Below are 22,834 nucleotides of genomic sequence, written 5' to 3'. Positions count from 1 at the left end.
TTAATCATATTAATGAGGTGAATGTGAAAAAATGAAAAAGTATCCACTTAGCTCAAAAGCAATGAAAGCAATGCTTGCAACAAGTTTAGCATTTACACCTGTATTCGCAACTGGTGTAGCACTACATCCTTCAGTTGTAGTAGCTGCAGAGAACGAGTATAGCACGATTGAAGAATTAGTAGAGTACTTGGATAGCGTGTACGACGTTTTATCAGAAGATGAAAAGGTTATCTTAACGGACGCACGTGACAGAGTAGCTGCTATTACAGAAGAAGAATGGAACGAATATGCAGCAAGAGCTATCAAAGACGGTACGGCTAATCAAGTAGAAAAAGAAGGCCTATTCGCTGACTTACTACAACTATTAACTAGTGCTAACGTCCTTAATTTAAATGACAATATTGACAGCTTTAGAGAATCACAAGCTGACAACGTAGATGCAGTTTTTGGTCCAGAAGTAACAGTGGACAAATTATTAAACTACATTGCATCAGTTCAATCGAACTTCTTAGATTCTATTAGTAATCTTGATGTTGATACTGCGGCTGAAACAGAGATTTACTGGGAATTATACAATGCTATCAAAGATACAGAAGATGAGCATGGTATCTCTGACAAGTTCGTAGCAATGCTCGATCAATTTGAGACTCTTTTAGTGATGGTTGAGCTATCAGATACGTATGACACGGAAGATCGTGAAGTTCGTAACACGTTAATTAAAGCATTACAAGAAGTGCAAGGTGAAGAGGAAGCTCCGGTTGTTGATCCAGATCCAACTCCAAGCCCATCACCAAGCCCGAGTCCAAGCCCAGCGCCGGCACCTGCTCCAACTCCAGCACCAGATAGAGTTGACGTGCCAGTTGATGCTATTGAAAAAATTACACAACCAAATGCACAAGGTAAAATCGTAGCAGTTTCTAAAATTAAAGCTGAAAAAGTAGCTGACCTTGTTAAAAACATTGATGCTACAAAATCAACTGTAGCATTAAAAGTAGAAGCTAAAGCTGGTGAAGTGGCTAAGGCTGTTCTTCCTGTAAATCTATTTACAGAAGCGTCTAAGAAAAACAAAAATGCAAAAGTAGCTGTTGAATCTAACGGTGCTTCTTACACACTTCCTGTAAAGGAAATTAAAGAAAAATTAACTGAACTAGCACAATCACTAGGTGTTGCTGAAACAGATATTGAAATTAACATTTCTGTAAGCGTAGTGGAAGCGACTGATACAGCTGTAACAGAAGCGACTAAGAAAAACAAAACAGCTGCTATCGTATCAGACGTAATTGAGTTCTCTGTTGAAGTAAGCTCAGGCGACAAAACAAAGCACATTGACCGCTTCTCAACATATGTTGAGCGTAAAATTGCTGGTAAAAAAGATTTCAACAGCAACAACTCTGTAGCTGTTCGTATTGAAGATGATGGAGACCTAGTTGCAATTCCTACTCTATTCAACGGGAAAGAAGCTACTATCAAATCATTAACAAACTCTAAATACACAGTAATTGAAAATAACAAAACATTCCCTGATGTTGACAACAACATGAGCTGGGCTGAATCATTCATTGAGCCACTAGCTTCTAAGTTAATCATTCAAGGTAAAGATAATGGTACGTATGCTCCTGAAGAGCTTATGACTCGTGCTCAATTCACAGTATTATTAGTTCGTGCACTTGGTTTACCATCTGAAGAATATACGGCTGGTACATTCACAGATGTTAAAGGTGATGAGTGGTTCAATGAAAACGGTGAATTAGCGGCTGCTGTTAAAACTGGTATTATCCAAGGTAAAGATGACGGTTCATTTGATGCTTATGGAAAAATTACTCGTGCACAAGCTGCGATCATGATGCAACGTGCTATGGCCCTTGCATTCTTAAACTATGACACATCTAAACTAGATGTATCTAAAGATAGCGCAGACTTCACAGATGCTGCTGCATTCTCAACTTGGGAAGAAGCTGCAGATGCAATTGAAGCAATTTACCAAGCAGGAATTGTTGGTGGAAAAGATGATGGAAGCTTTGATGCATATGGATACACAACTCGTGCCCAAATGGCAAAAATCTTAGCTAACTTCTTAGTTTCTGCAGAATTAATGAATTCAATTAAGTAATAAATATACGAGGCGTCCTTTATAAAGGACGCCTTTTTACGTTAGAGCTTTATTAATTAAAATACTTCTTCTCATGAACCTTATCTATTATTCTTTGACTGAATATGTATAATCCTTTCGCAAACACATAGAGTATGAAAAAAGCTAGAAATCCAGCTAAACCAAGAGCAGCGTCAAGCACTTCTACATTTCCATTATTTGTTATACCTTGTTCAATTTCAATTACGATAACTAGAAAAAAAACAACAGTAAACGCGTAAATAAAAGAAAGAGCGGTTACAGTCCATTTAGCAATATACCGAAAAAGTAAATCTACGATAATAAAAAATACAATACTTCCTATACCAATCACCCAAAAGTGCAATTCCTTATCGGATAATTGAAGCGTAGAATTTGATAAGTTTAATATAAAGTTGTGACTCGCGTTTATAAAGTCAGCAATATGTTCCAAAATAGTAATCAAATCAATAATCCTTCCTCGCTTTGATAATTGGCAGTATAACCAAAATACGTGGGAGATATCCCATTTATTTTAAAATATATTTAGAATATAATGATAATTATACTGTTAAAGATGGGAGATTACTTTATTATGAAAATATTTATTTCGGCAGACATGGAAGGTATATCAGGGGTTGCTACAAATCAGCAGCTAAAAACACCAAGTGAGTATCAACGCTTCCGCAAGCTTATGACACAGGATGTGAACGCAGCTATTGAAGGAGCCTTTGAAGGTGGTGCGACAGATGTTGTAGTAGCAGATGGACATGGCAATATGTCCAACATTTTAATAGAAGATTTAGACTCACGTGCACGCCTAGTGTCTGGAAGCAATCGTGTTATGTGTCAGCTTGAGGGATTGGATGAAAGCTATGCTGGTATTATGTTCGTCGGACATCACGGTCGCGAAGGTGGCTCAGAACGCACGGTTATAAGTCACTCGCTAGCGGGTATTTGCGTAAATGAATTCAAAATAAATGGACAAGTTGTTGGAGAAACAGAAATGAACGCTAAGGTTGCCGGTGCGTTTGGTGTACCTGCCATTTTTGTTTCAGGAGATGACGCGTATGTGGCCGAGGTGCAAGAAACGTTGCCACAAGTAGAAGGTGCGGTCGTCAAGCGTGGTGTCGATCGTTTTGCAGCCGAATTATTGCATCCTGTAAAAGCGCAAGAGATTATTCGTGAAAAAGCTAAGCTAGCGGTCGAAAAAGTAGCTACAATGGAACCAAGTGTAGTAGAAGGCCCGATTACGTTTGAAATTCAATTTAAAGGTTCGAACCAAGCACTCATGACTACAACGATTCCACAGGTCGAGCTTATAAATCCAAAAACAATTTGTTTCACATGTGATGATATTGTCACTGCCTATAAATTAATGTGGGCCACTGTTATTATTGCAATGACCGCTACAAACGGTGTATTAGGTCAGGTGAATGCTTAGCTTTAAGTAGATGTAGGTAGGCTAAATCAAAAAGGCTTGCATACAAGAGAGATACAGACAAAGGGTTGCGGCGCAAAAGCGTAACAATTTTTACAAAGATTTTACCAAATAGTTGTTAATTTGTAAGACAACATTATAATAGAATAAGAAGAAAGAGTTGCGTTAGTGGAAAGGAGAAATTAGGTTGAGAATACGTAAAGCGATAATTCCAGCGGCAGGGCTTGGAACGAGATTTCTACCCGCCACAAAAGCACAGCCGAAAGAAATGTTACCAATCGTAGATAAACCGACTATTCAATACATAATTGAAGAGGCGGTTGCATCAGGTATTGAGGATATTCTAATTATTAGTGGTCGAGGCAAGCGTGCTATCGAAGACCATTTTGATAAATCATATGAACTTGAAGAAACATTAGCGAAGAAGGAAAAATGGGATAAGCTTGCTGAAATTCAAGATATAGCGAACTTAGCTAACATTCATTACATTCGTCAAAAAGAGCCAAAAGGACTAGGTCATGCGATTTACTGTGCACGTCGTTTTATAGGAAATGAACCTTTTGCGGTTATGCTAGGTGATGATATCGTTCAATCAAAGACGCCTTGCTTGAAACAGCTTATGAACGTATATGATCGCTATAATTGCTCGGTTGTTGGCGTTCAAGAGGTTGCCAGAGAAGATGTAAATAAGTACGGAATTGTAAGCCCGCGTACAGAAGTAGAGCCAGGTGTGTACCAAGTAGAAACGTTAGTGGAAAAACCAGCTGTTGATATGGCACCGTCCAATCTTGCCATTATGGGTCGATATATTTTACGCCCAGAAATCTTTGATATTTTAGCAAATCAACCAGAAGGAGCAGGAGGAGAAATTCAACTAACAGACGCTATTCGCACGTTAACAAACATGCAAGCCGTTGTCGCTCACTACTTCGAAGGTGACCGCTATGATGTAGGAGATAAGCTTGGTTTTATCAAGGCGACAGTTGACTTTGCTTTACAGCGTGAGGAAATACGAGAGGACTTATTAACGTATTTGCGAAGCTTAACGACTGTTAATAAAAACTAGTTCCTTACAAGGGAGTTGTAAATAGTGAAGATTGCTGTAAAAGGTACAGGGTACGTGGGGCTCGTAACGGGCGTATGCTTAGCGGATATTGGTCACCACGTTACTTGTATTGATATAGATGAATCAAAAATTGAATTACTTCAGCTTGGGCAGTCACCAATTTATGAGCCGGGTCTTGAAGAACTAATGAAAAAAAACATGGAAGCGGGGTGTCTGTCTTTTACAGCAAACTACCAGGATGTGTATGCATCCGCTGATGTGATTTTCATCGCTGTTGGGACACCTGAGCGTGAGGACGGTTCTGCGAACTTAACGTATGTTGAGCAAGCGGCACAAGACATCGCAACATCATTACAGCACGACACAATCGTTGTAACAAAAAGTACGGTACCAGTTGGCACAAATGATCGTGTTCGCGCAATACTACATGAATACAAACCAGCTAATGTAAAAGTAGAAGTTGCTAGTAACCCAGAATTCTTACGCGAGGGCTCAGCAATCTATGACACGTTTCATGGAGATCGTATTGTGATCGGTGCAGATACTCCGCATGTAGCGGACCAAGTTGCATCAATTTTCGAGCCACTCGGTCTCCCTATTGTTAAATCGGATATCCGTAGTGCGGAAATGATTAAGTATGCTGCAAACGCCTTTTTGGCAACAAAAATAAGTTTTATTAATGAGATAGCAAACATATGTGAAAAGGTTGGCGCAAACATCGAGGATGTTGCCAACGGGATCGGACAAGATAGCCGCATTGGCAACCAGTTTTTACGAGCGGGCATTGGCTATGGTGGCTCATGCTTCCCGAAGGATACGAAGGCACTCGTGCAAATAGCTGGGAATGTCCAACATAAATTTGAACTTCTTGAATCAGTCATTCGCGTTAATAACGCCCAACAAGCTTTGCTTTTTAAAAAAGCTGTTGAGATTGTCGGTAGCTTTGAAGGTAAAAAAGTGGCTGTTCTTGGCTTAGCGTTTAAACCAAATACAGATGATATTCGTGAAGCAGCATCATTCGTTCTTATTGGAAAATTAGTAGATGCAGGCGCTCACGTAGTTGTGTATGATCCAATCGCTATGGAAAAAGCAAGAGTGGTACTTGGTTCGCGCGTTTCCTATGCAGGCGATGTAGAATCATGCGTACGTGAAGCGGAAGCAACGTTCCTCGTTACAGAGTGGGATGAAATTCGCAGTATACCACTAAGCTGGTATATAGACTGGATGAACACACCTCTTTTACTAGACGGGCGTAATTGTTACACGCTTGAAGATGCAGATGCTCTTCCAATTCAATATGTGTCAATTGGTCGACGTCAGGCTGGTAGCTTACTAGTGGACAATAAAATATAAATGTAATAACCCTTGGTGTAAAGCTGCCAAGGGTTATTTTTATGTAAATCAACTTCTGATCAAAGGTTTTATGGAGTGGCTCGATCCACTGCGGAAATATGTCAACTTGGTGAACATCGACATAGAAGTGGTAGATAATCGACATGGAACCGGTAGATAATCGACATGGAAGTGGTAGATATTCGACATAGAACCGGTAGATAATCGACACGAAAGTGGTAGAAATGGAACACCGAGCCATTAGGCGAGCACCTTACACTATTCCGAATCATCTATTAGAATCCTAGCGTATCTGTCAGATTGAATTCAAACTGAAACAGCTTTCAGCGTAATCTCCTGTAAGAAACTACCTTCTTCTCATCTCAAAAAATAGCCATGATTTCTCATTGTGGAAAGAGGGACTATTACGGTATAATTAGACAATAATCGACAAATTCAGACATCTAAGATAATCTGTATTTTTTTAATTCACATACATAACAAATTACTAGGAGGTAGAGTATGAGGAGTATTCGCTATAAGCTAATATCATACATGTTGTTGCTATTAATTATCCCAAGTTTAATTATTGGGACAGTCGGTTTTTTTATAGCAAAAAGTAACCTAGATGATCTTGGTGATAAGACGTTAAAAAATGGTGTAGAAATGGCTATCCAGCTAATTGACTCTATGAATCAGCAAGTAGAGTCAGGGAATATCTCGTTAGAAGAGGCGCAAGAGCAAGTTAAGGTGTACCTTATTGGGAAAATGGACAGTGAGGGGAAGCGCGAGATTTCGAGTCCTGTTGACTTAGGAGAGAACGGTTACTTCTTCGTGTATAGTGTAGAAGGGGTGGAAGTAGCACATCCTTCTATTGAAGGCCAAAGTGTATGGGATATTCAAGACGTTGATGGACAACTATTTGCTCAAAAGCAAATTGAATTAGCGCAATCTGGTGGCGGCTATGTGACGTATAAATGGGCTTTACCGAATAATCCAGATAAAGTGGCAGAGAAAATTACGTACAGTGAAATTGATCCACATTGGGGCTGGGTTATTTCTGCCGGAACGTACAAAATGGACTTTAATCAAGGTGCAAATGAAGTGCTAAAGTACTTGGCAATTACGCTAATAGCAGCTATCATCTTGGGCGGTACAATATCCTACCTATTATCTAGAAACATCTCTAATCCGATTAATGCAATTACCACACAAGTGAAAGAAGTAGCAGCAGGAAATTTATCAGTAGAGCTACTAACTCATAAACGTAAAGATGAAATTGGCCAATTAATAAATGGATTTAACACGATGGTGCATAACTTGCAATCCTTAATTGGAAAGGTACAGCATTCTATCGGTGACATTACAAGTACATCACAAAACTTAAGTGCTGTGGCAGAAGAAACGACCGCATCTAGTGAAGAAATTGGAAGAGCAATTGAAGATATATCAAAAGGTGCTATTCAGCAGGCTAGTGATGCAGATGATACGAACCGCAATACGTTAGTACTATCACAACAAATTCAAGTGCTATCAGAAAAGACACTTATTTTAAGGGAAGGATCGAACGAGGTAGAACGTTCTAATAAAACTGGATTAGAAAGTGTCAACACGCTAAAATCTAAATCTACTGAAACAGATCATTCCGTTCAACAAGCACGTGAAGTGATAGAATCACTATCTACTAGAGTGAGAGAAATTGAGTCTATTATTGCGACGATCAATGATATTTCGAATCAAACAAATCTACTGGCGTTAAATGCATCTATTGAAGCAGCGCGTGCAGGTGAACAAGGAAAAGGCTTTGCGGTTGTAGCTAGTGAAGTAAGAAAGCTAGCTGAACAAACATCTGACGCAACGGAAAAAGTTCGTCAAACGATTTCAAATATTATTGACGAATCAGATAAAGCTTTTGTAGAAATGGAAAAAACAAAAGAATTAGCGAAAGAACAAGTGCAGGCCGTGTCACAAACAGAGGATTCATTTGAGCTGATTGCAAATGCCATTAAACAAATGGCAACAGTTATCAAAGAGGTAGATGAAAATATTCAAATTCTAGTGTCCTCGAAGGATAATGTTGTTGTTGCTGTTGAAAATATAGCAGCCGTAAGTGAGGAGTCTGCAGCGTCTACTGAACAAATCACATCTAGTATTGACGAGCAATTAAACGCTATTACGGTCGTGTCAGATTCAGCAACCGAATTAAATGATTTGATAACAGGATTGAAAAATGAAATAAACAAGTTTCATCTATAATTCTTACAAGCCACCTTCGTAATAGTAAGGTGGCTTTATTGCGCTCTCAGATTATAGTGCCGTGTACATAAAAAATCACTTACGGGTGTTCAATCCATAAGTGGTTTACGCTTTCATCTGCATGCGTGACGAAGGTCCTTGCGTCATCATTGTCATAATGTCTTTATATTTTTGAATAGCTTCTTTAACAACCTTTGGAGGAATAATAGGGTCTGAAAAGGTTCCCATAGGTAATGTAAGCTCACGTACGATGTGCTCATATGGACTACGCGGCCCTTTAATGTGCTGTAGATCGGGAATCATACTAGCTTTTACTTCAGGATCATATACTTGAGTAGGCTTAGTTTCTAAAAATGCCTGATACGTCTCTTGCATGGCCTTTAAGTTCGAGCGGCCTAGCAATGAGCTTTGAAGGGTTTGTGAATATGCATTTAAGGATGATGTAACAGATACTTGCATAGTATTACCCTCGCTTTCGAGATGTAGATATATATGTAGTAATATTTTACCATACGAGTGAACTACACATCACTATGAATTTTTTGCATATTAAAATAAAATTGAACTATTATTAAATTTTTTTAAAAATAGATGAACGTTTCTAGGAGCATCAGCGTCATATAGTCGAAAATCAAATACATGTAAGCAAAGCGCCACAGAAAAGGGGGCGAGTCATTAAATGGATGAACAAGAGTTAGTCGAAAGTGCTAAAAGAGGAGATTCAGCAGCGTTTGCGATGTTATTTCATAACAATTATTCATTTTTAGTCAAGTATCTTATGAAGCTTACGATGTCACCTGAGCTATCAGAGGACATCGCACAGGATACGATGGTGAAATGCATGGAAAAAATAAAGCTATATAACGGCAAATCAAAATTTTCCTCCTGGCTTATATCGATAGCCACGAACTTATATATTGATTATACACGTAAGAAAAAGCGAGAGAAAAGTTGGTTTGAGCAAGCTTTTAGAAAGATGAAGTGGCAAGTCGAAAGTCGAAATGAAGAGTGGAACGATGCTTTAACAGCATTGAGCCATTTGCCTGATACCGTGAGAATTCCTATTATTTTAAAGCATTATTATGGCTATGAGTATGAAGAAATTGCACAAATGCTTCATATTCCGCAAGGGACTGTCAAATCAAGAGTGCATAATGGACTCGCATCAGTGAGAAAGGAGTTGAAGGCGGATGAACAACAAGAAAAACGTGTACCAGCTAAATGATGATAAGACGATTACGCAGATTAAAAAGGGCTTTGATGAGTTGGAAGAGCAATTTCCGGTCTACACTCCCGATATAAAATGGTTTGAAGAAAAAGTGAAACAAAATGAGCAAGTTATTCGTAAAAGATTGTACAAAGAGCTACTTATGTTTTGGGGTGTAGCATTAGCCATTATCGCAATTGGAGTTGTGACGTACCTCCAAGTGCCCGTTATGTTTATACTTCTCCAAGTGCTAGTTACCTTGATGTTACCAGCCATAGTCTATTATCAACATAGAAAACGGCAGGTGATAGAAGAATGACAGAACAAGAATTAAAGCTTTTACCGATTGTCATCATTATACTATTAGCCCAAAGCACTTGGCTTTACTTAGATGCTAGAAAGCATGGTCACAATAAATGGATATGGGGCATTGTCGGACTCGTACAAGCGCCAATGCCAACACTCTTTTACCTACTATTTATTCGAAAAGTTTTTCGTAAAGGAAGAGTACAATGATAAAATATTTATTAATTGCATTCATCGTTATAGCTCAGCTACTCGGCTACGTATTACTATTTTTTAATATCACATGGGCGATTATCTCGTTTGTGATAGAAGCAATCTTAATTATATGGTTAATTGCATTATTTATAAAAGATAAGAGGAAAGAGAAAGAGGAGGACGACGAAAATGATTATAGTAACTACTAATTTCGTGCCAGGAAAAGAAATTAAGGAACTAAAAGGGTTTGTGCGTGGTAGCACAGTACAATCTAAAAACATCGGGAAAGACATTTTGGCTGGCTTAAAAACAATCGTTGGTGGCGAGTTAAAAGAGTACACAGAGATGATGGAAGAAGCTCGTCAGCGTGCGATTGGCCGTATGGTCAAGGATGCAGAAGCAAAAGGCGCTAATGCTGTTATTGAAATGCGCCTTGAATCATCTGCTGTTATGCAAGGCGCATCTGAAATCATCGCGTATGGCACAGCAGTCTACGTAGAATAGGAAGCACGGGGACGGTTCTCATGCTTCCGTCCACCATAAAACTGATGTAGAACAGAACAAAAAGAAGGGGCCGAGCCATCACGCTCGGTCCCTTTCTATTTATTTAATATCGACGACTTTAAATGTAGTGTCATCAGAATCAACGTCTGGCTGAGTTGTGTCTTCGGAATCCGTTATGTCCTCATCGAGTTGTAACTCTTCATCTGTTAGCTCAGGTGCTGTTTCGTTAGTTTCATCGACAGTAACCGTTGGGGAGTCTTCCGCTTGCTGCTCTCCTCCAAAGCCAAACTGTTTAAACAAATAGGGCCATAGAAATAAATTAACAATAATCAAGGTTAACAAGGCTGTACTAATTAATGACTTTTTCCACATAGCATCTCCTATTTTACTGTGTAGTTTAAGCTCTCTACTAACTTGCCGTTGGCATCGTAGGCTTTAACAGAGAGTTTCTCATTCGTTTTGATGCCAGCTAAAGCTAATGTATACGTGTTAGCACCTTCGTAATTCATGTCAGTGCGACCGATAACTATTCTTGCTATAAATGGGTCACTTACTTTAATCGTTATTTCAGTAATAAACTTGCCGTGTATAGAGTTTATATTTAAAGCTGATGGCTTGTCTTGCTCTTTTGTATTGTTTTGTGTCGTATTAGATTTTTTTGAAGTTGTTTTATTATTAGAGCTAGTTGACTCTTCTTCTGGCGGTGCCTGCGCATCAATTTGGAATGGCATAACAATAGTCTGACCTAATCGCTCCGTATCTGTTTCTGAGAAAACAGATTCCTCTACAATAAGCTGATATTCTTGGTTCAGTTTGTAAGGTTGGGAAGGAGTAACGGTAACAGACAAACCATCATCAGACCTTTGGACCGTGACGGGAACACGACGCTTTTTTGAATCTACTACATAAAAAAATAAATCAGTAGCGCTTTTCGCTAAAACAGGCTCGTTAAACTCGATGGTCCACTTTTTATAAGCATTTGAGACCGTTTTAGAATCCCACAAAAGCTGATTGCCGACAGCGTTAACGATTGGTGTAAAGAAAAGGCCCGCTAATAATGTTGCTAGCAGGCTCATACGGACAAATTGTTTCATATTAGTTTCTAACCTCTATTTGAATTTTTTCTAGGTCGCTTTCAAGTAATAGTGCATTGAAAAGTTGTTCATCAGTAATTAATTCATAAAGACTAAATTCATTACCAGTACCGTCTTCACCTGGCTCACGAGTCTCATACTCATATGCTTCCTCAATATTTGAAAATAATGCAGAGTCGGGAACAACTTTTATAATTTTTTCGTCAATAGTTACACCATTTACGTCTTTCAACTCGACAATAACATCATAATTGTTAGGTAATTGTGAGAAAGCGATGCTGTATGTGTTAAGGTCTGAGTCAGAATCTTCTGTGTCAGACACTAAAATAGCATTGTCCTCAACAATCAAATCGTCTTTATCTTTTACAGTGACGTTAACCGTTTTTACATCCTTCTTTTTGGTGATAATATCAATGTTAGTTAATGCTTCAATAAGTTCACCATTTGAGACGTTTTCTACACTAGCTTTTTTCTTATGAACAATATTAACTTCTTTTAAATAAGCTTCAGGTGCAACTACATAAATATCACGAGTTGTTTTATTATTTCTTAATAAGTCTTCAAGTAGACTTGGATCTGTGATCATTAAGTTTCTGAAGTTCATTTCGTCTTGTGTTGTGAATGTAGTAGAAATCGGTGTGTTGTATGTACCGTTTTTAAGCGTAATGGCGCCAGCGTCAATTGTTACGTTATAAGATTTATCAAAATCGAGTGTTGGCGTAATAATGATTAATTTGTCACCTTGTAATTTTACTTCTTGGAAATTAATGATTGTACTTCCAAGCACTGTTTTTACAAGAATCTTTGTCTTGTCTACGTTTGTAACTTCATCATTAAAATCAAAAGTGAAATATGATGTAACGGGAACATCATCCATGCTATTTGCAGGATATTTTGTGTCTAACGCAGGCGTAGTTGCTGCAGTAACAGGAATAATTGATAAAAGCAGTAGTGATACAATGGTTGCTATGGTAATGATACGCTTCATTTATGTGTCCCCTCTCTATGAATCTAGTAGTATTTTTTACCTACAATTATAATACAACTATTTCGGGTTTTATTCCATACTAAAGATAAAAAGATGTACATTCTTGTCAAATTTTATCGATATGTATAGCGACCCCCTATCCTCAGACGCTAATTTTCGATATAATGTCAAGTAGGTTTATTTTGCAAAGGAGTTTTGTGACTATGACACAAAAAATTTGTGTAGTTGGTTTAGGATATATTGGTCTGCCAACAGCGGTTATGTTTGCTAACCATGGCGTACGCGTACATGGTATGGATGTTAATGAAAAAGCAGTGAGTATGGTTGCTAAAAAACAGCTGCATATTGAAGAGCATGGATTACAAGAGCGTTTAAATAGCGCTATAGATAGCGGTAAGTTTACAGTTTCAACAGAGGTGGAAGAGGCGGATGTTTTTATAATTGCCGTACCATCCCCTATAAACGATGATAAAACAGCGAATTTGGATTATGTACGAAATGCGACGAAGTCTATCGTACCTTTCCTTCGTAAAGGTAATTTAGTTATACTTGAATCAACGGTACCACCGCGTACTGTCGAAGATGTGATGATGCCGATTTTGAAAGAGGCAGGTTTACAATTTGGTACAGAACTTATGATTTCTCACTCTCCGGAACGTGTTATTCCAGGACGTGTATTTGAAGAACTTACAAATAACGATCGTATCGTTGGTGGGATTAACGAAGAATCAAGCCGTCTGACGGCTGATTTATACCGTGTATTTGTTCGTGGTACCATTCATATAACAGACGCAACAACAGCTGAAATGGTCAAAGTAATGGAAAATACGTATCGCGATGTAAATATTGCTTTTGCAAACGAACTTGCAAAGATCTCTGAACGTATAGGAGTTAACGTATGGGAAGCCATTAAGCTTGCAAACTTCCACCCACGTGTGAACATTCACATGCCTGGACCAGGTGTTGGGGGACATTGTATTGCGGTAGATCCATGGTTTTTAGCAGAGCTTCAGCCCGAGCTTGCCAATATTATCACGTTGGCTCGAAACACAAACGACAGCATGCCTGAATATACGGCATTAAAAACAAAGCGCACGTTAGAAGACCGTGGTATTCAGTATGGACGTGTTGCTGTGTTTGGACTTGCGTTTAAAGGAAATATTGATGACATGAGGGAGAGTCCTTCTGTAGAAGTTCTTCACCATCTAGATGAATTAGGTGTAGACTACACAGCATTTGATCCCCATATAAAAGTAAATAATTTGGAGCGTCAAACGCAAAATATGCAAGAGGCCGTTTCGCATGCGGACGTTATCCTTGTTCTAACTGATCATAATGAATTTAAATATTTATTACCAGAAACAGTTAAGGATTTAGTTCGTTCAAAAATTATTATTGATGCGAAAAACTGCATGAACCGAACAGCTTGGGAAGCAGCTGGTTTCGAGGTGCTTGTACTAGGAGATGGAAAATAGTCTTATTAAGCACTCCATTAGCGTAAAATACAGTGAGAAAAGCGACTACAATCAGTCGCTTTTCCTTCAAAATTAGGTGATATATTCATGAAAGAAACGATTCTTGGGGTAGACGTATGTCCTCTTACATATGAAGAGCTAACAGAGCGAATCTTGGCAGATATTGCAGCGGCAAGAAAGTCTTTTATCGTTGCCATCAATCCGGAAAAAATAATGAAGGCACAAGAGGACTTAGAGTTGCGTACATTGCTAAACCGCGCGACATATCAAATTCCTGATGGCATTGGTGTCATATTAGCGTCTAAGCTGAAAAAAGGCAAAATAAGAAAACGTGTGACAGGTATTGATATGATGCTCACACTTTGTGAAATGGCAGCTAAGCACAATAAAAAAATATTTTTATACGGTGCAAAGCCAGGCATCGCTGAAGAAGCAAAATCAAAGCTTGAGGACGTGTACCCTGGGATAAACATTGTCGGTACGCTTGATGGGTATGAAAAGGATGAGCAGCGTATTATCGATACCATTAATAATTCAGATGCTGATATTATTTTTGTCGCAAAAGGTAGCCCTGCCCAAGAAAATTGGATCGTAGATCATATGGAAACACTACGCCCTAATATTTATCAAGGTGTAGGGGGATCATTTGATGTACTATCAGGACGATTAAAGCGAGCTCCTGCTGGATTTCAAAAATTAGGTATGGAGTGGTTCTACCGTTTATTAAAAGAGCCATGGCGCATACAGCGACAAATGGCATTGCCGAAATTTTTGTTAAGAGTTATGAAAGGTTCATAACATTGACAGAATACTGCAAAATTATACCATATACGATAAGGAAGCCTTTTGAGTACTAACGGTCTAAAAGACTGTCACTATAGTGGTTTAATCGTGATTTATCACCAAAACGATAAATGCTAATCCATAAAAATAAGTCGAAAATCTGCTACTATTAATTCTCTCAAATACCAAAATTTTATTTGTTATCTTATACTATCAATGGTAAAATGTTTAAGTAAGGAGAGATTATTTCCTTCTACTCCATATATAAAAATACACACACGGTTGGTAGCCCAGTGGGAAAAACACCTATCCTTTACAGGTTAGGTGTTTTTTCTTGAATAAATCCTCTTGTAGTAAAATGCAAGGGGATATTTTTATTAGAGGAAAGCGATTATCTTTGGTGCTTTTTTTCTAAGTGCCTACAATAGAAAAGTCCGGAGCAATGCATGAGCTCCGGACTTTTTATTATGCTTTTTTCGGTTGAGGTGGGTACGCCTTCCAACCTTTTAATTCGAATTTATCTTTTTTAAGTAAAGATTTGCTGAATATAAATGTCCATGGTTTGCTTGTATTTCCTTTTATCTGGAAGTTACCAAGATTAAAGCCGCCTTCAGCTAAAACATCACCTTGCGCATCCTCTACTATGAGAGGTAGCTGCTTTAATGTGATCGATTTATTATTACCGTTACGAATTAACAATGAAACGTGTAAATCTCCATTTTTTTGAACTTGGGCTTGTAAAGGGACGAATTTGATTTCGCCTCTTTTGGGGACTTCTAAAGTCTCCACCAATTTCACAAGTTGAGCCTTAGAGTCGGGTGTCAAACTGCGCTCCCAGCTTTCATCAAGGTCAAGTGTATTTTGGCGACGCATGTCAAACGCAATTTTCCAGCCTTCTTCTGGGAGCTCGTCCGTTCTTAATTCGTCCTTTGTGAAAATGAAGCGCCAAGGGCGACTACTTTTTGCAGGTATTTTTTCTACCTTCTCTAGGTTAAACACTTTTTCAGCTAAAATATTTTCATCTTTGTCTAACAAACCTATTGACGTAGCACCTAATGAGATTGGCTTTTTTAGTGCATTACGTATAAAAGCTGTCACAACAAAGCTGCCTTGGTCCTGTTTAATATCTAATCCAGAAAGCGATAGCTGTCCTTCACGTAGAGGAGACAGTTCATTATTTAAAAATTGAAAGTAATATTTATCTTCAACACTTAATTTCCAAGCCGAAGGAATTGAAAGCTCTGTTTTCACGAGGTTTTCTGTTTTCTCTTCACTTTCACCGCTGTCTAGTATACTGTTTGAGTCAACGACATCTTCTTGACCCATCATTTTTGGTTTCTTTTTAAAAAATGGAAATTCCATTATTTTGAGTCCTCCTTCTCTACTTCCTGTACAAGCGCAGCTAGCTGACGAGCTGTTTCACGCTCTATTTGATAGAACATATTTGCAAACAACTCAAGCCCTTCACGTTGATATTGACGCATTGGGTCTTCTTGAGAGAAGTGGCGTAGGCCAATCCCTTCTTTAAGTCGTTCCATTGCCTCAATATGCTTTAGCCAATGTTGGTCTACAACCGATAATAATACTCGCTTCATAACAGCTTGTACACGTTCATTATTATCTAACGTTTCAATGTACGCCATATAGTTTTCAAGAACAGGATTAACAATAGTGCGAACATCAGCTATATCTTCCGTATTACTAAAAACTACGTCTTCACTATTAAGAGCTGTTTGCAGTGCTTCTTGAAGTTCAGCCATTTGCCATTCTTCAGGTTCAATCTCCACATCGCATGAACGATTAATTTCTTCCTCTACGTACGAACGAATCATTGGTATCGTAATCGATAAAGCATCCTGCGTATCAATAATTTTTTCGCGAAGCTCGTACACTGTATTACGCTGCTCGTTCAGAACGTTATCAAGCTTTAAGTTGTACTCACGGATAGAGAAGTTTGCTCCTTCACAAATGCGTTGTGTGCGGTCAACAAACTCTTGAATTTTCTTGCTAACAATAAGACCTGTTTCATCTGTTTGAATTGATTTTTGAAGCTTTTCTAATTCATCACGTGCAAAGCGACGGAACATTTCATCTTGAATGGAGATGAAAAATTGCGAACTACCAGGGTCACCTTGACGACCAGAACGACCTTTTAATTGATTATCAATCCGACGGGATTCATGACGTTCTGTTCCTAGTACGTGTAAGCCACCTAGCTCATGGACGCCTTCTCCAAGGACAATGTCTGTTCCTCGTCCAGCCATGTTTGTAGCAATTGTAACGCGTCCTTTTTGGCCAGCAGTAGAAATAAGTTCGATTTCTTGTTCAATCGTTTTTGCGTTCAACAGTTGGTAAGGAATGCCTTCATTTTTAAAGTGCTCTGCCACTTTTTCTGATTGTAAAATGGAAGTCGTTCCAACAAGGATCGGTTGACCAGTTGCATGAATTCGCTTCACTTCTTTGGCAGTAGCCTTATATTTATTATCAATGGTGTCATAAATTTTATCTGGTAAATCAACACGTGCGACTGGCTTGTTTGTTGGTATTTGAATAACGTCCATACCATATAAGTCTTGGAATTCTTTCTCTTCCGTTTTCGCTGTTCCCGTCATCCCACTCAATACAGGATATTGGCGGAAATAGTTCTGGATCGTGATGGCAGCTTGGGTTTTATTTTCTTCCGTTATTTCAACGCCTTCTTTTGCCTCAATTGCTTGGTGAAGTCCATTACTTAACGTACGGCCCTCCATCGGACGACCCGTAAACATATCTATTAATAAAATTTGTCCATCTTTTACAATGTAATCTACGTCACGGTCAAACATCGTTAACGCGCGTAAAGATTGAATAACATAGTGGTACAATGTTTGATGCTCAAGCTCATATAAGTTATCAATATCAAAGCCACGCTCTACTTTTTCAATTCCTTCATCAGTTAGCGTAACTGTGTTCGTTTCTTCATCAAATATATAATGCTTATCTGCTTCAAATGATTTTACGATACGAGCACATAAATAACTTAGCTCGGAGCTAATTCCCGTTTTACCAGCAATAATAAGCGGTGTTTTTGCTTCATCGATTAACACACTATCAACTTCATCTATAATGGCGAAGTGATAAGGACGTTGAATACGTTGTGATGGATCATAGGCCATCTTATCGCGTAAATAGTCAAAACCGAACTCATTGCCGACACCATACGTGATGTCCGCTTTGTATGCCATTTGCTTTTGCTGTGGCATCATCATCGGAAGGTTTAAGCCTACAGTTAGTCCTAAAAACTGATGTATTTTTCCAATCAAGTCACGGTCACGACGAGCTAAATACTCGTTAACTGTTATGACGTGAACGCCTTTTCCTTCAAGGGCACGTAAGTAGCTTGGCAGTGAAGCGACTAATGTTTTACCTTCACCAGTTGCCATTTCAGCAATATTTCCTTCTGTTAAAACAAGACCACCAACGAGCTGAACATCAAAGTGGCGCATACCTGTGACGCGCTTTGATGCTTCGCGTACGACCGCAAATGCTTCGGTTTGGATGTCATATATGGTTTTCCCGTTTGCGAGTTGCTCTTTAAAATAAGCTGTCTTTGCTCGTAACTCTTCATCAGACAAGCCTTCCATATAAGACTCATACTCGTTAATTTTTTCGACAGTTTTATAATAATTTTTCAAACGGCGCTCTTGCTTATCGCCGACAACTTTTTTAAGCAAGTTTCTCACGACTGAAATCTCTCCTCGTCAATACCGATATAAATATAATCTATCGTACAGTATATCACTGTTGATTAACAGATTCATCTAGTCACACAAATTTCCATTAAAATGCCGTGCATTTTTTCGACAAAAGATTTACTTGTAGCTGTTTGTCCATACACCCACCCCCATTCCCATAATTGGAAATGTATGGTATAGTGTTCCTTGGTTTGACGAATAGAAAAAATTTTCCAAAACATGAAACTTTTTTTGGAGTCATTCGTCTAATAGTTTAGGTGACAAAATAAGGCGATGTTGGTTTATTTTTCATTTTAGTAGGGAATATACATAAGCCGACTTGCTTAAGGTTGTTTAGCTTTAATGTAATTTTTAAGAAAAGTAGATTTTCTTCTATATCATCCTGCTTTGAGTGGGTTGTCTTAGTTGTGCGCTTATTTTTCTTTATGAAACTAGCATTATAGCAAACAACCGAAAATTTAAAGGGGGTAAGACCATATGAAGAAGTGGCAAAAAACGGCCGCTACGCTGACACTAGCAACAACTTTACTAGTGCCAAGCTTCGCAACAGCAGCGACCACAGCCGACACGCAAATGCAATACGGCAAACGTTCGTATGATTTGCTAGAGCGTTTAAACATGACGCCGCAACAACAAAGCAAATTAAAGTACGAGCAAAAATCAGAGAAGGAAAGTGTGTTTAGCGAAGACACAATAATTGTGAAGTACTCTTCAAATAAACTTTCTTTCACTGATCACAAGCGTTTAGGTGGATACGTAATTAAGTCGATTCCTAAGCTAGGTTATGATGTTGTTAAAATCCAAAGAGGCCAAAAGATTGATGATGTGATTAAGCGTTATTATTCTACTGGTGATGTTGTGTATGCGGCACCGAGCCAAAAGCCACAACTATATACAACGGAATTTAACGATCCAAAAGTAAGTGAGCAGTACTTTGTGGATTTATTGAATATTGCTGAAGCTCAAAAGCTAGCAGGAAATAACGAAGTCATCGTCGGTGTGCTTGATACGCCAATGGATGTAAATCATCCTGAGTTAAAGGGTAAGGTGTTACCACCATACAATCCTTATAATCCGGCAGATCCTGGTGATTTATACCACTTCCACGCGACACATGTTGCAGGTCTTGTTGCAGCGGAAGCAAACAACAACCAAGGTGGTATTGGTGTGGCACCAAATGTAAAAATCATGCCAGTTGCTGCGCTTGATGCTTACGGTGGTGGATCAGAGTATGGTGTAGCAGATGCGATTTTATATGCTGTTGAAAATGGCGTGGATGTAATTAACATGAGTTTAGGGTTCCCATGGTATACACCATTAATTGAAGAAGCAGTGAAAGTCGCTGTTGACGCAGGCGTTGTTGTCGTAGCATCTGCTGGTAATAGCTACGACACTCATTACAACTATCCTGCCGCTTTACCGGGTGTTATTACAGTTGGAGCAACAAACGACCAAAATAAAAAAGCTGAATTCTCGACATACGGACCACAAATTGATGTGGTAGCTCCAGGTGAAGAGGTATACAGTTCAGTGTATGCACCGGGTGTTGGTCAAAGTTACGCTGATGCAAGCGGTACCTCAATGTCAGGTCCAATTGTTGCGGGTGTAGCAGCATTAATTAAGTCAAACTATCCTGATTTAAATACGTATCAAATTGAACAAATTTTAGAAGAAACAGCAACAGATCTTGGTGATGAAGGCTTTGATCAAGAGTTTGGTTATGGTCTTGTAAATCCAGTTGCTGCTCTTAATTACGATATGTCAAAGCTTACTGAGAAGCCTGAGATGGTAGCTTCGGTTGATACTGCATTTGCAATTCAAGAGCGTGAGCCAGGAGTTTACACTCGTAAAGGATTTATTCAAACTCGCTTTGAAGAGGATTGGGTGAAGCTACCGGTTGTTGCTGGTGAGCAAGTGCAAGCGATTTTACAAAGCTCAGAGAATTATGATCATATGATGGAGCTTCGTTTCTATCCAGAAGGGGCGACAGAATCACAAGAGCCAATCGTGGTGTCCAAACAACGTGAAGGAGAAGCGGAATCTACACTGTTTACTGCAGAAGAAAACGGTACATTACTAGTAGGTGTGAAAGATCGTAACGAAAACTTTGCGCCAGGTGCCGCTTCTATGTACGAATTAGCGTTAATTAAATCAACTGAAATACCAGCGGATGAATCAACGAAGGAAGCACCACTTCCATTAGGTGCTTTACCAGTTGATAGCGACGATTTCTATTTAGCGTTATCCGAAGAGCAAATTGAAGCGCAAAAAGAAGAAATGAAACAGCTACAAGAACAGTTAAAAGAAGAAGATATGTATTACTATGATCCAATGAGTAATGTGATTGCTGATAAAGACTACTTTACTTTCTCAGTAGATGTACCAACAAAAATGAAGTTAAATGTAAGCGGCGTACCTGGTATCAACATCACATTGAAGCTTTACGATGAAATGATGTTTAACCAACCAATGCCAGAAGGAATGCCTGCTTGGGAAAAACGTTACTGGCCGTGGGCTATGCAAGAAACAAACATGAATGGCGATGGTGAAGGCGAAACGTTAGCATTCGAAGCGTATCCTGGTATGACTTACGTATTAGAAGTAGCAGGAAACGGATTCTCTTACGATGATTTCTGGTATTATAGACCACTACCAGTTAGCAGTGGGGATGATGAATTTGAAGTGAAATCATCGTTCATTCCTTACAACGTAACTGCGGAAGCAGTAGAAATGCCTGCTGATGAAGATAACTATCCAATGATGGATTATCCTATGTACGATGAAGAGATGGTAAAAGAAATAGAGGCGAAAGAAGTGGGAGCAGCGAAGGCGACTGATGATGTTATCATTATCGGCGAATCTCGCAGCTACTGGAGCTCAATTGGTAGTGAGCAAGTGGACCAAATTACACAATCAGCTTTAGACTTCCCATTAAGCACAGTGCAATCTGGATACTTCCAAACGCAATGGGATGAAGATTGGTACAACGTATCTGTTGAAGATACTGCGATTTATGAGTTCAGTGCTCCAATGACAGAATCACTTCGTCCTGCTATCTTCTTATATGAGTATGATGCAGAGAAGAATGAAATGTACATGGTGGGCGATCCTTGGATGTCTTATTACTACTATCCAATGGAACAAACAGATGTCACAATCCGAACTATTCTTGAAAAAGATAAGCAGTACTTCTTACAAGTACGCAATGACTACTACTGGTCATTTGATGAGTACAGCGTAAGCTTCAAAAAGATATTAGATGCACCAGTCGATAAAAACGAAAACAACAATGAATTTATCCGTGCGACTATTATGGAGCCTGGTAAAACATTACGTGGTAACTTTGCGCAAAACAATGATTTAGATATTTACTATTACAAGCACACTGATCCAAAAGCAGCATTAGGGTTCTTAGCTGAAACAGTGGAATTAACAGATGCACAGAAGGATGAAATTCCAGAAGAGCTTCGCCAACCACTTGATTTCATCGTTTCAATCGTGGAAGATACAGATGGTAACTTACAGCTTTCTGAAGATGAAATCCTTAAGAGCATGCAATACTACAGCCGTAATTGGGGCCAAGATGCTAAATTCAGTGGTGCCTTCAATGCGAAGAAAGACGTAGGATACTTCTTTATCGTTGAAAGCTGGAGTTGGGGCTCAATAAACGTAAAAGAATACGAAATGTCTCTATTTAACTACGAAGGTTCTGATGAAGACAAAGACGGTCGCGCATTAGCATTAACTGCTGACGGCGCTGGTAAGTGGAAAGCAACTGGTAAACTAAACGGCTTTGTTGACTTCGGTGACAGAGATACGTATGAGTTAAACGTTGCTGAAAAGGGTCTTGTCACAATGGAACTTGAATTACCAAGCGGCCTTGACGGTGTCATCACAGTTTACGACAGTGCGAAGAACGTAATCGCTACATTCAATACGTACCTACAAGATGACAACGAATACGCGAGCCTTGAGCTTGAAAAAGGCAAATACTTCGTAGAGGTTAGCGACGCAATGAAACGCTCGCACACAGACAACTACACATTGCATGTAGAGTGGAAGAAATAGGTCGGATATTTGATCTGACTACGACAACGATCCCGGTTCACACCTTACGGTGTGAGCCGGGATTTTTTGGGTTTGTGCGCGGGTGTTGAGTGTTGGGTGGCGCGTGCGTGGCTTAGTGTTGGGTGAATTGAGGGTGATTTATGTCAACTTGGTGAACATCGACACGGAAGTGGTGAATATTCGACATGAGAGTCGTAGATATTCGACACATTAATGGTAAATAATTGACATTAAATTGATAGATTGTGTATAACTTCAAAGAGGTGGTTATGGGAAGC

General features: G+C 39.0%; 20 protein-coding genes. 13 read left to right on the top strand and 7 right to left on the bottom strand.

The window, feature by feature from the left end; genetic code table 11:
• Positions 1 to 31: 31 nt before the first annotated feature.
• Positions 32 to 2,110 (top strand): S-layer homology domain-containing protein, encoded by a 2,079-nt coding sequence (locus EJF36_RS18505; RefSeq protein WP_125907712.1) that lies wholly within the window; start codon positions 32 to 34, stop codon positions 2,108 to 2,110.
• A 52-nt stretch (positions 2,111 to 2,162) separates the two neighbouring features.
• Here EJF36_RS18505 and EJF36_RS18500 read toward each other — a convergent pair whose 3' ends face one another.
• Entirely contained in the window at positions 2,163 to 2,573 is a 411-nt protein-coding gene (locus EJF36_RS18500) for a hypothetical protein (RefSeq protein ID WP_125907711.1), read from the bottom strand.
• 129 nt (positions 2,574 to 2,702) lie between these two features.
• Between EJF36_RS18500 and EJF36_RS18495 the strand changes: the two genes are divergently transcribed.
• The 4 genes from EJF36_RS18495 to EJF36_RS18480 all read left to right on the top strand — a co-directional run bounded on the left by EJF36_RS18495 (position 2,703) and on the right by EJF36_RS18480 (position 8,202).
• Positions 2,703 to 3,551, top strand: coding sequence for a M55 family metallopeptidase (locus EJF36_RS18495; RefSeq protein WP_125907710.1), 849 nt, complete (start codon positions 2,703 to 2,705; stop codon positions 3,549 to 3,551).
• Positions 3,552 to 3,735: 184 nt separating this feature from the next.
• Positions 3,736 to 4,614 (top strand): UTP--glucose-1-phosphate uridylyltransferase GalU, encoded by an 879-nt coding sequence (gene galU / locus EJF36_RS18490; protein WP_125907709.1) that lies wholly within the window; start codon positions 3,736 to 3,738, stop codon positions 4,612 to 4,614.
• Positions 4,615 to 4,638: 24 nt separating this feature from the next.
• Positions 4,639 to 5,967 (top strand): UDP-glucose dehydrogenase family protein, encoded by a 1,329-nt coding sequence (locus tag EJF36_RS18485; protein WP_185806961.1) that lies wholly within the window; start codon positions 4,639 to 4,641, stop codon positions 5,965 to 5,967.
• A gap of 501 nt (positions 5,968 to 6,468) precedes the next feature.
• The gene (locus EJF36_RS18480) at positions 6,469 to 8,202 is read left to right on the top strand and encodes a methyl-accepting chemotaxis protein (protein ID WP_125907707.1); all 1,734 of its coding nucleotides are present in this window, start codon (positions 6,469 to 6,471) and stop codon (positions 8,200 to 8,202) included.
• Positions 8,203 to 8,307: 105 nt separating this feature from the next.
• Here EJF36_RS18480 and EJF36_RS18475 read toward each other — a convergent pair whose 3' ends face one another.
• Positions 8,308 to 8,661 (bottom strand): hypothetical protein, encoded by a 354-nt coding sequence (locus tag EJF36_RS18475; protein WP_125907706.1) that lies wholly within the window; start codon positions 8,659 to 8,661, stop codon positions 8,308 to 8,310.
• A 220-nt stretch (positions 8,662 to 8,881) separates the two neighbouring features.
• Here EJF36_RS18475 and sigY point away from each other — a divergent pair, with 220 nt between their 5' ends.
• Genes sigY through EJF36_RS18450 form a run of 5 tightly spaced genes read left to right on the top strand, consistent with a single transcriptional unit; the run spans position 8,882 to position 10,414 of the window.
• Positions 8,882 to 9,427, top strand: a complete 546-nt coding sequence (gene sigY, locus EJF36_RS18470) for an RNA polymerase sigma factor SigY (protein WP_125907705.1) — start codon at positions 8,882 to 8,884, stop codon at positions 9,425 to 9,427.
• On the top strand, positions 9,393 to 9,728 hold the full coding sequence (locus tag EJF36_RS18465) for a YxlC family protein (protein ID WP_125907704.1): 336 nt from the start codon (positions 9,393 to 9,395) through the stop codon (positions 9,726 to 9,728). The genes sigY and EJF36_RS18465 overlap by 35 nt, the downstream gene beginning before the upstream one ends.
• A complete protein-coding gene (locus EJF36_RS18460) occupies positions 9,725 to 9,925 on the top strand; it encodes a sigma-Y antisigma factor component (protein ID WP_125907703.1) in 201 nt (66 codons plus the stop codon). Before EJF36_RS18465 ends, EJF36_RS18460 begins: the two co-directional genes overlap by 4 nt.
• On the top strand, positions 9,922 to 10,119 hold the full coding sequence (locus EJF36_RS18455; RefSeq protein WP_125907702.1) for a hypothetical protein: 198 nt from the start codon (positions 9,922 to 9,924) through the stop codon (positions 10,117 to 10,119). The genes EJF36_RS18460 and EJF36_RS18455 overlap by 4 nt, the downstream gene beginning before the upstream one ends.
• The gene (locus tag EJF36_RS18450) at positions 10,100 to 10,414 is read left to right on the top strand and encodes a YbjQ family protein (RefSeq protein WP_125907701.1); all 315 of its coding nucleotides are present in this window, start codon (positions 10,100 to 10,102) and stop codon (positions 10,412 to 10,414) included. Before EJF36_RS18455 ends, EJF36_RS18450 begins: the two co-directional genes overlap by 20 nt.
• Before the next feature lie 99 nt (positions 10,415 to 10,513).
• Here the strand turns inward: EJF36_RS18450 and EJF36_RS18445 are convergent, their stop codons facing one another.
• The 3 genes from EJF36_RS18445 to EJF36_RS18435 are packed head-to-tail and all read right to left on the bottom strand — an operon-like array spanning position 10,514 to position 12,496.
• A complete protein-coding gene (locus EJF36_RS18445; protein WP_125907700.1) occupies positions 10,514 to 10,786 on the bottom strand; it encodes a hypothetical protein in 273 nt (90 codons plus the stop codon).
• Positions 10,787 to 10,794: 8 nt separating this feature from the next.
• Positions 10,795 to 11,508: an Ig-like domain-containing domain gene (locus EJF36_RS18440; protein ID WP_125907699.1), complete on the bottom strand. Its 714-nt coding sequence runs from the start codon at positions 11,506 to 11,508 to the stop codon at positions 10,795 to 10,797.
• Position 11,509: 1 nt separating this feature from the next.
• A complete protein-coding gene (locus tag EJF36_RS18435; protein ID WP_125907698.1) occupies positions 11,510 to 12,496 on the bottom strand; it encodes an Ig-like domain-containing domain in 987 nt (328 codons plus the stop codon).
• 203 nt (positions 12,497 to 12,699) lie between these two features.
• Here EJF36_RS18435 and EJF36_RS18430 point away from each other — a divergent pair, with 203 nt between their 5' ends.
• A complete protein-coding gene (locus EJF36_RS18430; protein ID WP_125907697.1) occupies positions 12,700 to 13,971 on the top strand; it encodes a nucleotide sugar dehydrogenase in 1,272 nt (423 codons plus the stop codon).
• A gap of 87 nt (positions 13,972 to 14,058) precedes the next feature.
• Positions 14,059 to 14,769: a WecB/TagA/CpsF family glycosyltransferase gene (locus EJF36_RS18425; RefSeq protein ID WP_125907696.1), complete on the top strand. Its 711-nt coding sequence runs from the start codon at positions 14,059 to 14,061 to the stop codon at positions 14,767 to 14,769.
• A 450-nt stretch (positions 14,770 to 15,219) separates the two neighbouring features.
• Here the strand turns inward: EJF36_RS18425 and EJF36_RS18420 are convergent, their stop codons facing one another.
• Both EJF36_RS18420 and secA2 read right to left on the bottom strand, forming a co-directional pair.
• Positions 15,220 to 16,116 (bottom strand): accessory Sec system S-layer assembly protein, encoded by an 897-nt coding sequence (locus EJF36_RS18420; protein ID WP_125907695.1) that lies wholly within the window; start codon positions 16,114 to 16,116, stop codon positions 15,220 to 15,222.
• Complete coding sequence (gene secA2 / locus EJF36_RS18415) at positions 16,116 to 18,476, bottom strand: accessory Sec system translocase SecA2 (protein WP_125907694.1); 2,361 nt, start codon at positions 18,474 to 18,476, stop codon at positions 16,116 to 16,118. Before secA2 ends, EJF36_RS18420 begins: the two co-directional genes overlap by 1 nt.
• Positions 18,477 to 18,965: 489 nt before the next feature.
• On the opposite strand from secA2, the gene EJF36_RS18410 reads away from it, so the two are divergent.
• Entirely contained in the window at positions 18,966 to 22,556 is a 3,591-nt protein-coding gene (locus tag EJF36_RS18410) for a S8 family peptidase (RefSeq protein WP_125907693.1), read from the top strand.
• Positions 22,557 to 22,834: the final 278 nt, after the last annotated feature.

This window comes from Bacillus sp. HMF5848 (assembly GCF_003944835.1).
Lineage (GTDB): Bacteria > Bacillota > Bacilli > Bacillales > HMF5848 > HMF5848.
Note: the sequence above shows the minus strand (reverse complement) of the source record. Positions and strands in the feature narration are given on the sequence as shown.